This window comes from Rhodoplanes sp. SY1 (genome assembly GCF_046000175.1).
In the GTDB taxonomy this organism is placed as follows: domain Bacteria; phylum Pseudomonadota; class Alphaproteobacteria; order Rhizobiales; family Xanthobacteraceae; genus Rhodoplanes.
The window spans coordinates 1-12449 of sequence record NZ_JBEOMB010000166.1 but is presented as its reverse complement, the minus strand read 5'-3'; the positions used below and the strand labels follow the sequence as shown (position 1 = coordinate 12449).

At 71.9% G+C, this 12449-nt stretch carries 10 protein-coding genes; 3 read left to right on the top strand and 7 right to left on the bottom strand.

Going from position 1 to position 12449, the window contains the following annotated elements; all coding sequences use genetic code 11:
- The first annotated feature begins 98 nt into the window (after nt 1–98).
- Both ABTU92_RS26920 and ABTU92_RS26915 read left to right on the top strand, forming a co-directional pair.
- Nucleotides 99–2795: an autotransporter domain-containing protein gene (locus ABTU92_RS26920; protein ID WP_408094668.1), complete on the top strand. Its 2697-nt coding sequence runs from the start codon at nt 99–101 to the stop codon at nt 2793–2795.
- Nucleotides 2796–2987: 192 nt separating this feature from the next.
- Nucleotides 2988–4187 carry an MFS transporter gene (locus ABTU92_RS26915; RefSeq protein ID WP_408094667.1) on the top strand — a complete coding sequence of 400 codons (1200 nt, stop codon included), beginning with the start codon at nt 2988–2990 and terminating at the stop codon, nt 4185–4187.
- Between the two features lie 32 nt (nt 4188–4219).
- Here ABTU92_RS26915 and ABTU92_RS26910 read toward each other — a convergent pair whose 3' ends face one another.
- The 3 genes from ABTU92_RS26910 to ABTU92_RS26900 form a co-directional block, all read right to left on the bottom strand.
- Entirely contained in the window at nt 4220–4960 is a 741-nt protein-coding gene (locus tag ABTU92_RS26910) for a PopZ family protein (RefSeq protein ID WP_408094666.1), read from the bottom strand.
- A 171-nt stretch (nt 4961–5131) separates the two neighbouring features.
- Nucleotides 5132–6529 (bottom strand): TolC family outer membrane protein, encoded by a 1398-nt coding sequence (locus ABTU92_RS26905; RefSeq protein WP_408094665.1) that lies wholly within the window; start codon nt 6527–6529, stop codon nt 5132–5134.
- A gap of 157 nt (nt 6530–6686) precedes the next feature.
- The gene (locus ABTU92_RS26900) at nt 6687–7355 is read right to left on the bottom strand and encodes a protein-L-isoaspartate O-methyltransferase family protein (protein WP_408094664.1); all 669 of its coding nucleotides are present in this window, start codon (nt 7353–7355) and stop codon (nt 6687–6689) included.
- A gap of 180 nt (nt 7356–7535) precedes the next feature.
- On the opposite strand from ABTU92_RS26900, the gene ABTU92_RS26895 reads away from it, so the two are divergent.
- Nucleotides 7536–8147 (top strand): DedA family protein, encoded by a 612-nt coding sequence (locus ABTU92_RS26895; RefSeq protein ID WP_408094663.1) that lies wholly within the window; start codon nt 7536–7538, stop codon nt 8145–8147.
- Nucleotides 8148–8160: 13 nt separating this feature from the next.
- Here the strand turns inward: ABTU92_RS26895 and ABTU92_RS26890 are convergent, their stop codons facing one another.
- The 4 genes from ABTU92_RS26890 to gnd all read right to left on the bottom strand — a co-directional run bounded on the left by ABTU92_RS26890 (nt 8161) and on the right by gnd (nt 12409).
- Entirely contained in the window at nt 8161–8796 is a 636-nt protein-coding gene (locus ABTU92_RS26890; protein ID WP_408094662.1) for an MBL fold metallo-hydrolase, read from the bottom strand.
- On the bottom strand, nt 8793–9518 hold the full coding sequence (pgl, locus tag ABTU92_RS26885; protein WP_408094661.1) for a 6-phosphogluconolactonase: 726 nt from the start codon (nt 9516–9518) through the stop codon (nt 8793–8795). Before pgl ends, ABTU92_RS26890 begins: the two co-directional genes overlap by 4 nt.
- Before the next feature lie 345 nt (nt 9519–9863).
- A complete protein-coding gene (gene zwf, locus ABTU92_RS26880; RefSeq protein WP_408094660.1) occupies nt 9864–11387 on the bottom strand; it encodes a glucose-6-phosphate dehydrogenase in 1524 nt (507 codons plus the stop codon).
- Nucleotides 11384–12409 (bottom strand): phosphogluconate dehydrogenase (NAD(+)-dependent, decarboxylating), encoded by a 1026-nt coding sequence (gnd, locus tag ABTU92_RS26875; protein WP_408094659.1) that lies wholly within the window; start codon nt 12407–12409, stop codon nt 11384–11386. The genes zwf and gnd overlap by 4 nt, the downstream gene beginning before the upstream one ends.
- Nucleotides 12410–12449 lie beyond the last annotated feature (40 nt).

The window sequence follows — 12449 nt, the reverse complement described above, 5'->3', positions numbered from 1 at the left end:
CCCGCCGTGGCCACGACCGGCGGTGGTGGTGGCGGCGGCGCCCCCTCGACTCCGCCAGCGGCGGCGGCGGCGGAGGCGGCGGCGGCTTCGGGGCCGTCGTGACCGGCAGCGGGACGCTCGGAACCCTCGGCGTCGCCGTGTCCGGCGGGTCGGGCGGCACCGGCGGCGGCGGCGGCAGCATCAGTCGCGGCATCGGTGGTGCCGGCGGCGGCGGCGGGCATGGGCTGGTGCTGACCGGCGCCGCCCCCGCCCTCGTCACGGCCGCGCCCGTCACCGGCGGCAGCGGCGGCGCCGGCGGCGCTGGCACTAACGTCATCACCGGCGGCAGCGACGGCGGGGCCGGCGGGGCCGGCGGGGCGGGAATCGTGGCCGTCTCCGGGGCGATGCTCACCATCGGCGGCGCCGTCACCGGGGGCGCAGGCGGCGCCGGGGGCACGGCTTCGGGCATCGAAGTCGGCGGCGCCGGCGGGGCCGGCGGGGCCGGCATCAGCGGCGCGGACCTGACCGTGATCGTCACTGGCGCGGGTTCGGTCGCGGGCGGCGCCGGCGGGGCCGCAGGGGGCGGGGGCAGTTCTCCCGGTGCCGCCGGCGCGGCGGGCAACGCCATCACCTTCTCGGGCGGCACCAACCTGCTCGAGCTTCAGGCGGGCGCGACCATCACGGGCGATGTGGTCGCCACCGGCGGCGTGAACGACACGCTGCGGCTCGGCGGAACGGCGAACGGCACGTTGTCTTCGGCGCTGATCGGCCCGGCCGCGCAATATCGCGGCTTCGACCTGTTCGTGAAGACCGGTGCGAGCGTCTGGACGCTGACCGGGGCGACCACGCAGGTGACGCCGTGGACGATCGATCAGGGCACGCTGATCGCGCCCGCGACGGGCGCGCTCGGCGCCGCGGCCGGGACCGCGACCGTGACCGGGTCGACCGCGGTCCTCGACCTCGGCGGCGTGACGCACACGCTGGCGGGCGTGAGCCTCGCCGACGGCGGCACGCTCCGCAACGGCGCGCTCGCCGCACCGGTCACCTCCAGCGGCGGGTTCGTCGACGCGATCGGCGGCACGGCGAGCCTGACCACGACCGGCGGCACCACGACGGTGACCGGGGCGAACACCTACACCGGGGCGACGACCGTGGTGGGCGGCACCCTGCTGGTGAACGGCTCGATCGCGTCATCGAGTGGATTGACCGTGGACGCGGGCGCGACGGTGGGCGGCACCGGCACGCTGCCGACCGCGGTGATCAACGGGACGCTGTCGCCCGGCAACTCGATCGGCACCATCACGGTCACGGGCGACCTGACCTTCGGCGCGGGCAGCGTCTATGCCGTCGAGGTGTCGCCGACCACCGCCGACCGCACCAATGTGACCGGCACCGCGACGCTGAACGGTGGCAACGTCCAGGCGGTGTTCGCGCCGGGCAGCTACCTGGCCCGGCGGTACACGATCCTCAACGCGACCGGCGGCCTCGGCGGCACGACCTTCGGCGGCTTGAGCACGTTCAATCTTCCGCAGAGCTTCCTCGCCGGGCTCAGCTACGATCCAAACAACGTCTATCTCGACCTGACCGCGGCGCTCGGGCTGGGCGGCGGGCCGCTCCCCGGCAACGCGCAGAACGTCGCCGGTGCCATCAACGGCTATTTCAACAACGGCGGGGCGCTGCCGCCGAACTTCGTCAGCCTGTTCGGCCTGACCGGAAGCAATGTCGCCGGCGCTCTCACCTCGCTGTCGGGCGAGGCGACCACCGGGGCGCAGCAGGCCGGCATCAAGCTGACCAATCAGTTCCTCATCCTGATGCTCGACCCGTTCGCCTATGGGCGTGGCGGCGCTTTTTCAGGCGGCACTGCGGGGACCGGCGGGGCGCTGGCGCTCGTGGGCGACGAGACGCTGCCGCCCGAGGTCGCGCTCGCCTATGCCAAGGTGATGAAGGCCCCGCCGATGTCGGTGCCGGCCGCGGTCGCGCCGCAATGGAGCGCCTGGGGCGGCGCCTTCGGCGGCACCAGCAAGACCCAGGGCGACGCCTTCGCCGGCTCGCATGATCTCACCGCGAAGACCGGCGGCTTTGCGGCGGGCCTCGACTACAAGGTCGTGCCCGGCACCGTGATGGGCTTCGCCCTCGCCGGCGGGGTCACCAACTGGGATCTCGCCGGCGGGCTCGGCGGCGGCAATGGCGACGCCGTCCAGGCCGGCGTCTACGCGGTGACGCGGCCGGGCCCGTGGTATCTGGCCGGGGCGCTGAGCTTCACCCAGCACTGGATGAAGAGCGAGCGCACGGCGTTCGCCGGCAATCGCCTGGAAGGCCGCTTCGACGCGCAGAGCTACGGCGGCCGGATCGAGACCGGCTGGCGCGTCGCCACCCCGCTCGGCGGGATCACGCCCTACGCGGCCCTGCAGGCGCAGCGATTCCATATGCCGGGCTTCGCCGAAAGCGACCTCGACGGCGGCGGCTTCGGCCTCGCCTACACCAGCCGCAATGCGAACGCGACGCGCAGCGAGCTGGGGGCGCGGTTCGAGCGGCTGGTGGCGGTCTCCGACACGGCGCTGGTCGCCCTGCAGGCGCGCGCCGCCTGGGCGCACGACCGGGTCAGCGACGCGACTGCGACGCCGATGTTCCAGGCGCTGCCGGGGGCGAGCTTCGTGGTTTTCGGAGCAACCCCGGTGCCCGATCTCGCTCTGCTCTCCGCCGGAGCCGAGCTGCGGCTCGCCAGCGGCTGGTCGCTCGCGGCGCGCTTCGACGGGGAGCTCGCCGGTCGCGGCCACACCTATGCCGGCACCGGGACGGTCCGCTGCGCGTGGTGAGGCGACGGAGCGCCGGCTTCCGCCTCGAGTCGATCTCGGACCAGGCCGGCGCCGGGTGTCGCACCCGACGCGCGGATCCCGAGCGCGCCGATCTTGTCCGGCGGCCCGGCGCCACCATCGCGGCCCGTGGCCGCCCTGGAGCGCCCGTCCGGATGGTGTAAGCTGCCGGCTCGCAAGGACCCGACGCCTCACGTGCCGATCCCCCCGCCCGCCTCGCCCTCCTTCGCCCGCCCGATCGCCGTGCTGTCGCTCGCCGCCTTCGCCAGCCAGGCGCAGGTGCGGGCCGCCGACACCGTGCTGCCGCAGATCGCCGCCGACTTCGCCGTGACGGTCGGGGCCGCCTCGGTGGTGGTGTCGTCGTATCTGGTCGTCCACGGCACCCTGCAGCTCGTCAGCGGGCCGGTCGGCGACCGCTTCGGCAAGTACCCCACCGTGACGATGGCGGTTGCCCTCGCCTCGCTGCTGGTGCTCGCCTGCGCGCTGACGAGCACGCTCGCCGGCCTCACCGCGATGCGGCTCGCCTGCGGCGCTGCCGCGGCCTGCATCATCCCGCTCGGCATGGCCTATATCGGCGACACCGTGTCCTACGAGCGGCGCCAGCAGGTGCTCGGCCGCTATCTCGGCGGCCAGGTGATGGGCCAGCTGTTCGGCCAGGCGGCCGGCGGCATCGTCGGCGACGCGTTCGGCTGGCGCGCCGTGTTCGTCGTGCTGGGCGGCATCTTCATGGTGGCGGCGCTGGCGCTCGCGGTCGAGCTCGCCCGCAACCCGCTGACCCGCACCCGCGCCGACGATGGCCCGCGGATCGGCATGATCGCCGGCTACGGCCTCGTGCTGCGCAACCGCTGGGCTCGCACCCTCATGCTGATCGTGTTCGTCGAGGGCGCCCTGATGTTCGGCGGGCTCGCCTATGTGGGCGCCGACCTCGTCGCCCGCTTCGGGTTGAGCTTCACCCTCGTGGGCGTGGTGCTCGGCAGCTTCGGGCTCGGCGGGCTGATCTATGCGAGCGCGGTGCGGATTCTGGTCGGCCGGCTCGGCCAGGTCGGCTTGTCGATCGGCGGCGGCGCCACGCTGGGGCTCGCCTATGCGATCCTGGCGCTGACGCCGCGCTGGTGGCTCGCGCCGCTCGGCGTGATGCTGCTCGGGCTCGGCTTCTACATGCTGCACAACACCCTGCAGACCAACGCGACGCAGATGTCGCCGGAGGTGCGCGGCACCGGCGTGGCGCTGTTCTCGTCGTCGCTGTTCCTGGGCCAACCGCTCGGCGTCGCGGTGTGGGCGCCCGTCTACGACCGCTTCGGCGCGCGCCCGGTGTTCCTGGTCACGGCCGTGCTGCTGCCGCTCATCGGGCTGTGGTTCGCGGCGAAGCTGCGAGCCCGCGCCCGCGCGGTCTGAATCCGGCAGAGCGTCGCGGCGTTTCGAGCGACTCAGTTTCGGCCGCGGGAGACGCGCTCGATCTCGGCCCGCACCAGCCGCTCGACCATCTGCGGGAGGTTGTCGTCGAGCCACGCCTTGAGCATCGGCCGCAGCATTTCGCGGACGAGATCCTCCAGCGTGCGGGCGTTCTGCACCAGCACCGTGTGGGCGAGCGTGTTGAAGGCCGAATCGACCGCCGCCGAGGTGGTGGCCGACAAGAGCGGCCGCCCCTCCTCGACCGGCCTGGCCGGCGCCTCGTCCCAGCCGGCCCGCTCGCTGAACACGACGTCGGACTGGCCGTCGACCTTGCGCAGGCCGGGCGGTGCCGTGCGCATCGATTCGGTGAGCTGCAGCACCTCGTCGACGGGCGCGCGGGCGACCGGAGGCGCGGGCGGAGCCGGCGGAGGAGGTGGTGGCGGAGGCGGCGCCACGGCGACCGGTTCGGGCTCCGGCGGCGGGGGCGGCGGCGGCTCCTCCTCGGGCTCGGGCGTCGAATCGAAGCTCGCGAACAGCGCGTCGATGTCGTCCTGGCTGTTGGTCGCGTCGGCCGCCTTGGCGGGGGCGGCAGGTGCCGGAGCAGGTGACGGAGGGGGCGCCGGCGCGACGGCGACCGGCGCGGGCTTTGCCTCGGCCTTCGCTTCGGCCTTGGCCGGAGCGGCGGGCTTGGTGGTTTCGTCGTCGGCGATGATCCGGCGAATCGAGGCCAGGATCTCCTCCATCGACGGCTCTTGCGCCTTTGCCGGTTGGTTCATGCGATCCGTTCCCGTTTCCGGTCGCTCCCGGTCGAGCCGACGATCAAAGGGGTCGAATCATCGCCCCGGAACTTTCACGCAGTATGAAGAGCATGCCGCCATCTGCAAGCAATCCAACGACATTACGCCCAAGTCGCTGCGTCCGCATAGTGCCCCTGCGCGCCTCGAAGGTCAGCGCCCGTCGGGCGTGCGGGTTCCGGCCCAGGCGTCGCGGACCTGATGATAATGCGTCACCGGGTCGTAGATCGAGGTGGGCAGGCCGAGCACGACCGGCGACAGACGCCCCACCGCCGAGAGCAGCGTGTAGGAGGCGACGACGCGGTCGCGCTGCGCCGTGACCAGCGCGACGCGGGCGTTGACCAGCTCCTGCTGGGCGTTGAGGACGTCGAGCGTGGTGCGCTGGCCGACGCGCGCCTCCTCGCGCACGCCGTTGAGCGCGATCTCGGCCGCCGACACCTGCGCCTGGGTCGCCTCGATCTGCGCCTTGGCGGCGGCGAGCTGCCCCCACGCCTGGACGACGTTGGCCTGCGCCTGGTCGCGCGCCGTGTCGAGGTCGAGCCGCTTCTGGCCGAGCGTCTCCTTGGCGGAGCGGATCTGGGCGTAGTTGGCGCCGCCCTGGTAGAGCGGCACCGAGAGTTGGCCGATCACCGAGGCACTGAACTGGTTGGGGGTCGACGGGCTGACGTCCCAGTTCTGCTGCACGTTGGCGGTGGCCGTGAGGGTCGGCAGCAGCGCGCCCTCGTTGATCTTCACCTGCAGGGCCTGGACGTCGATGCCGAACATCGCCGCCGTGACGTTCGGGTTCTGGGCCCGGCCGGTGTCGACCGCGGCCGGCAGCGTGCCGGGCGACAACCGGTCGACCGGGGTCGCGGCCGACAGCTTGCCGGGCTCGACGCCGATCACCTGGCGATAGGTCGCCTTCGACGAGGTGTAGTTCGATTCGGCCTGCGACACCTGCGAGCGGCCGGCGGCGAGGCGCGACTCGGACTGGGCGACGTCGGTGCGGGTCACCTCGCCGACCGCGAAGCGGTCGCGGGTCTGGCGGAGCTGCTCCTGCAGCACCTCAACGTTGCGCCGCTGGAGATCGAGGATCGCGGTGTCGCGCAGCAGGTTCATGTAGGCGGTGGCGCCGTTGAGCAGGACGTTCTGCTCGATCAGCCGCAGCGTCTCGCGCGCCGCCGAGACCTGGCCCTCGGCCTGCCGCACGCGGTTGCCGGTCTGGTAGCCGTTGAACAGCGTCTGCGTGCCGGTGATGCCGACGCCGCGCGGCGTGAAGTCGCCCTCGGTGACCACCGTGAGGCCACCCTGCTGGTTCTCGGTCCGCTGATACTGGCGGCCGATGCTGGCGGCCGCCGTGACGCTGGGCCGATAGCCCGAGAGCGCGGTGGGGACGTTCTCGTCGGTGGCGCGGACGATGGCGCGCTGGGAGTTGAGCTGCGGGTTGTTCTGGTAGGCCTGGGCGAGCGCCCCCGGCAGCGTGTCGGCCCATGCCGGCCCGGCGCCAGCCGTCAGTGTCGCGGCGATCACCGCTGCACCGAGCCGCTGCCGATACCTCGTCGCCACCTGCATGACCAACCTCGACCTCACGACACGCATTTGCTGCCCGGCGACAATCACGCCGAAGCGGCATCAGAATAGGAACGGGCCACTGTGCTGGGAACCCCGGCGGCGAAAAAGATGCGCGGTGGCGCAATCGCGCCACAGCCCGGGCTACGACAAATTTCCGTCAGAAAACAAAGGTCGGCGGGGTGACGAAGGCGGGCAGAACGGGCGCCGCGGCGTCGAACACCGGCAGGCCGCTGGCCTCGCGATTAACCGACCGGTAGAGAATCACCTCGCCGGGCGCCTTGGTCCCGACCACGGCGATCAGCCGCCCCCCCTCGGCGAGCTGGGCGAGCAGCGCCTTGGGCACACTGTCGACCGTGCCGTTGATCAGGATGGCGTCGTAGGGGCCGTCGGCCGGCCACCCGGCCTCCAGCGGTCCGGCGACCACGCTGGCATTGGCAACCCCCGCCGAGGCGAGCAGCTTCGAGGCCGATTCGGCGAGCGCCGGCGTCTCCTCGAGCCCGACCACGCGGGCGGCGAGACGGGCCAGCACGGCCGTCGAGTAGCCGGTGCCGCAGGCGATATCGAGCACCCGGTCGGTCTCGGCGAGCTCGAGCGCCTGGATCATCCGGGCCAGCACCATCGGCTTGATCAGGCAGCGATCGGGCTTGCCGTGGGCGACCACGGCCACCGGCAGATCGCCGTCCATGTAGGCCATCGCCGCCTTGGCGGCCGGAACGTAGTGCTCGCGCGGCACCTCGAGCAGCGCCGTGACGAGGCTGCGATCGGTGACGCCGTTCGGTCGCACCTGGTTGTCGACCATCTTGCGGCGTGCGGCAGCGAAATCCATGGGTGCGGCTCCGCTTGCGTCCCCGGCCGGACGCGGACGGCGGTGTTGTGGAACAGGCCCCCGCAAAAGGCAAGGCGACCCTGCCCTGCCGCGATGCCCTGCCGATTTGCCGCGTCCGTCGGGTCGCGTCGGCGCACCGGTTCGGCCATGCTGCGGCCGTGGTGACGACGGAGCCCCCGCGTGTCGGTCCTGACCCATCTCGTCGCGGCCCTGGAGCCGCTGATCCGCGACTACGGCGCCGGCGCCGTGGCGGTGATCATCCTGCTCGAATCGCTCGGCTTGCCGCTGCCCGGCGAGACCCTGCTGGTGTTCGCCTCGGCGCTGGCCGGGCGTGGCGAGCTCTCCCTGCCCACCCTGATGGCCGGTGCCTGGATCGGCGCCGTCATGGGCGACAACATCGGCTACCTGATCGGCCGCTACGGCGGCCGCGCCCTGGTGCTGCGCTTCGGCTCGACGATCGGGCTCGACGCGGCGCGGCTCGCGACCGTCGAGGCGGCGTTCGCCCGATGGGGGCCCGTCACGGTGGCGGGCGCCCGATTCGTCGCCGTGCTGCGCCAGCTCAACGGGATCGTCGCCGGCACGCTCGGCATGGCGTGGCGCCGCTTTCTCGTCTTCAACGCGATCGGCGCGGCGCTGTGGGTCGGCGCCTGGATGACGCTCGGCTACGTCGCCGGCGAGCATGCCGACGCGCTGCTCGGTGCCGCCCGGCGGTTCTGGCCGGCCCTCGCCGTCACGGTCGCGATCGCGGCGCTCGCGGGTGGCGCCGTCTGGTGGCGACGCCGGACCGGGTGACCGGCGCGAAGCCTCAGCGCAGGAACGGGTTGGTCGCGCGCTCGTGGCCGATCGTCGAGGTCGGCCCGTGGCCGCACACGAAGGCGAGGTCGTCGCCGAGCGGCAGGAGCTTCTCGGTGATCGAGCGGATCAGCGTGTCGTAGTCGCCGCCCGGCAGGTCGGTGCGACCGATCGAGCCGCGGAACAGCACGTCGCCGACCAGCGCGAAGCCCTGGCTGCGGTCCACATAGGCGACGCTGCCGGGCGAATGGCCGGGGCAGTGCAGGATCTCGAGCGTGAGCTCGCCGACCGACACGGTCTCGCCCTCGTCGAGCCAGCGGTCCGGCACCATGTCGCGGGCCTCGATGCCGTAGCCGCGGCCGGTCTCGGCGAGGCGCTCCAGCAGAAACAGGTCGTCGCGATGCGGGCCGGTGATCGGCACGCCGAGCCTCTCCTTCAGCTCGGCGGCACCGCCCGCGTGATCGATATGGCCGTGGGTGAGCCAGATGCCCTGGACCGCGATGCCGGCCTTGGCGATCGCCGCCTCGATCTGGTCGAGATCGCCGCCGGGATCGACGACGACGCCCGTCTTGGTCGCCTCGCACCACAGGAGCGTGCAGTTCTGCTGGAAGGGCGTGACGGGAACGATGGCGGCGCGGGCGCGGGTCATGGACGGTCCTCGATGCGCGTCTCGGGCGCCGCGGCGCGATCCACCAGCCACAGGACCGGACCGGCAGAGCGCACGCGCGCCGCCGGCAGGTCGTCGCCGGCGAGGACGCGCGACAGCGCCGGACGCTTGTCCGGTCCGGCGACGATGAACAGCAAGGCGCGGCTCGACGCAAGCGCCGGCAAGGTGAGGCTCACCCGCGGGACGTGCGGCGGATGGCCGGCCTCGTCGACGCCGACGACCCAGCGGGCGCCCTCCTCCACGCCGGCCTGTCCCGGGAACAGCGAGGCGACATGGCCGTCGGCCCCCATGCCGAGCAGCACGAGGTCGAACAGCGGCCGAGCGGGGTCGAGCCGGTCGGCGCCGTGGTGCGCGGCGAGCGTGCGGGCGTACGCGTCCGCCGCCGCCTGCGGGGTCGCCGTGTCGGTCGGCATCGCGTGGATACGCTCGGGCGGCACGCCGAGCGGGCCGAGCAGCGCGTCCCGCGCCTGCACGGCGTTGCTCAGCGCGTGTCCGGCCGGCACGAAGCGGTCGTCGCCGAAGAACCAGTCGATGCGGTCGACCGGGATTTTTGCCCGCAACGGATCTCGGGCGAGCGCCTCGTACACCGGGACGATGGTCGAGCCGCCGGTAAGGCAGACGGCGCCGCGCGCACCGATCTCCGCGAGGATCGCAGCGATGCGCTCGGCCGCGGCCGCGACCAGGGCGGCGCGGGTTTCGAACACAATGAACTCTCGCGGAATCATGTCTGCGCTTCCGAACCGTGACGTTCGTGCCCGGGGCTACCCCCCTCCCCACCCCTCCCCCACAAGGGGGGAGGGAGCCGGCTGTGGCGTACGGCTACGCAATCAATCATCGCCACACACTCTCCTGACGACGCCCTATCTGATAATTGATCGTCTGATAACAAAGCATCTGACGACGGGTTTGTAGGCGATCAAACCGATCATTTGAAGTTCTGAGCCCGCGGTTCCAGCGTTCCCTCCCCCCTTGTGGGGGAGAGACAGGGAGGGGGTGAGCCCCGGCGAAATCGCCGATGATCTGTTCGGCATCGTCATGACGCAATCGCGTCACCCGCAGATCGGGCGCCAGCGGCGGCCGTGGTCGCCGACGAGGCGGTGCGCCTCCTCGGGGCCGTCGGTGCCGGCCGTGTAGGTCGCGAGGCCGTCCCGGCCGGCCTCTTTCCAGGCGTCCAGGAACGGCTGCACGGCGCGCCAACCCGCCTCGACGCCGTCGGCGCGCTGGAACAGGATCGCGTCGCCGATCATGCAGTCGTAGATCAGCGTCTCGTAGCCGATCGACGGTTCCGCCTCGAAATGGTCCTTGTAGCGGAACGTCATGTCGACGCCGTCGATGGCGACCGACGGACCCGGGACCTTGGCGTTGAACTGCAGCGAGATCCCCTCCTCCGGCGCGATCCCGATGGTGAGGAAGTTCTCGGCCAGATGCTCGACCGGCATGTGACGGAACATCGACAGCGGCGCCTGCTTGAACTTGATCGCGATCTCGCTGCGTCGCGCGCATAGCGCCTTGCCGGTGCGCAGGAAGAACGGCACGCCGGCCCAGCGCCAGTTGTCGATCATCAGGCCGAGCGCCACATAGGTCTCGGTCGTGCTGTCGGGCGCGACGTCCGCCGTCGCGCGATAGTCCGGCACGGTCTCGCGCCCGGCCTTGCCGGCGAGGTACTGGGCCCGCACCGAGCGTCGCAGCGCCTCCTGCGGCGTGTCGATCTGGATCTCGTCGAGCACGGCGGCCTTGGCGCTGCGCACCGAGCGCGCGTCGAAGCGCGACGGCGGCTCCATGGCGACCAGCGACAGAAGCTGGAACAGATGGTTCGGCACCATGTCGCGCAGCGCGCCGGTCGCGTCGTAGAACTTTCCGCGCCGGCCGACGGGAAGCGTCTCGGCGACCGTGATCTGCACCTGGTCGATGTGATCACGGTTCCAGATCGGCTCGAACAGGCCGTTGGCGAACCGCATCACCATGATGTTCTGCACCGTCTCCTTGCCGAGATAGTGGTCGATGCGGAAGATCTGATGCTCCTCGAACACGGCGAGGAGCTCGCGGTTGAGCGCCTGCGCCGAGGCGAGGTCGGTGCCGAACGGCTTTTCCACGATCAGCCGCCGCCACGCGCCGTTCTGTTCCGCGGCGAGCCCGGTGCGGCCGAGCGCGCGGGCGATCGGCGCGAAGGCGGTCGGCGGCGTCGCGAGATAGTAGAGCCGATTGCCACGGGTGCCGCGTGCCGCCTCGATCGCGCGCAGCTTCTCGGCGAGACGGTCGAACGACGCCTCGTCCTCGGGTCCGCCCTGGACGTAGGTGACGCAGGCGAGCAGCCGCTCGACCACGTCCGGCTCGACCTTTCGAGTGGCGAACTTGGACAGCGCCTCACGAAGGCCGGCACAGAAGGCTTCGGTCGACATCTCGGCGCGGGCGACGCCGACGATGGAGAACGCCTCGGGCAACAGGCCCGTCGCGGCGAGATTGTAGAGGGCCGGAACGAGGAGCCGGTGGGTCAGGTCGCCTGACGCACCGAACACGACGAAGCAGCACGGGTCCGCCGGGGGAACGATCCGCGCGCCGGTCTTCGCCGTCACGCTTCGACCTTCGTGGTCGAAGCGTCGGCCGATGTCTTCGGCGCGAGCGCCTTCGCCTCGATGTGACCACCAAAGCCCTGGCGCATCGCCGAGAGGATCTTCTCGCCGAAGGTGTGATCACGTCGCGATCTGAAGCGGGCATAGAGCGCGGCGGAGAGCACGTCGGCCGGCACCGCCTCGTCGACGGCCGCCATGATGGTCCACCGCCCCTCGCCCGAGTCCTCGACATAACCCGTGTAGTCGCCGAGCTCGGCATCGCGGGTGAGCGCCGAGGCGGTGAGGTCGAGCAGCCACGACGTGATCACGCTGCCGCGCCGCCACGTCTCGGCGATGTCGGTGAGATCGAAGTTGAAGCGCTCCTCCTTGGGCAGCGCCTCGGAGCCGGCGTTCTTGAGGATGTCGAAGCCCTCCGCATAAGCCTGCATCAGGCCGTACTCGATGCCGTTGTGGATCATCTTGACGAAGTGTCCGGCCCCGCTCGGCCCGGCGTGCAGATAGCCGCGCTCCGGACGGCCGTCGCGGTCGGCGCGTCCGGGCGTCGCCGGGATGTCGCCGGCGCCGGGTGCCAGCGTGGCGAAGATCGGGTCGAGCCGCTTCACCACCTCCTTGTCGCCGCCGATCATCATGCAGTAGCCGCGCTCGAGCCCCCACACGCCGCCCGAGGTGCCGACGTCGACATAGTGGACGCCGCGCTGCTTGAGCCAGCGGGCGCGGCGGATGTCGTCCTTCCAGAACGTGTTGCCGCCGTCGATGACGACGTCGCCGGCCGAGAGCAGGCCCGACAGCGTCTCGATGGTGCCCTCGGTGATCGGGCCGGCCGGCAGCATCACCCAGACGATGCGGGGCGCTTCGAGCTTCCTGAGCAGATCCTCGATGTCGCCGGCGCCGACCGCGCCGTCGCTCACCAGTGCCGAGACGGCGCGTGCGTCGCGGTCGTAAACGACGGCCGAATGGCCGTCGCGCATCAGCCGGCGCACGATGTTGCCGCCCATCCGCCCGAGCCCGATCATCCCGATCTGCATCGCTGGTTCTCCTTTATTCCGAGCCCGTCATTCCGGGGCG

What these genes read in the sequence shown, in the direction of transcription:
- ABTU92_RS26910 (WP_408094666.1), bottom strand. Translation starts at nt 4,960, where the DNA reads ATGAACCAACCGGCAAAGGCGCAAGAGCCGTCGATGGAGGAGATCCTG.
- ABTU92_RS26905 (WP_408094665.1), bottom strand. Translation starts at nt 6,529, where the DNA reads ATGCAGGTGGCGACGAGGTATCGGCAGCGGCTCGGTGCAGCGGTGATC.
- ABTU92_RS26900 (WP_408094664.1), bottom strand. Translation starts at nt 7,355, where the DNA reads ATGGATTTCGCTGCCGCACGCCGCAAGATGGTCGACAACCAGGTGCGA.
- ABTU92_RS26890 (WP_408094662.1), bottom strand. Translation starts at nt 8,796, where the DNA reads ATGACCCGCGCCCGCGCCGCCATCGTTCCCGTCACGCCCTTCCAGCAG.
- gnd (WP_408094659.1), bottom strand. Translation starts at nt 12,409, where the DNA reads ATGCAGATCGGGATGATCGGGCTCGGGCGGATGGGCGGCAACATCGTG.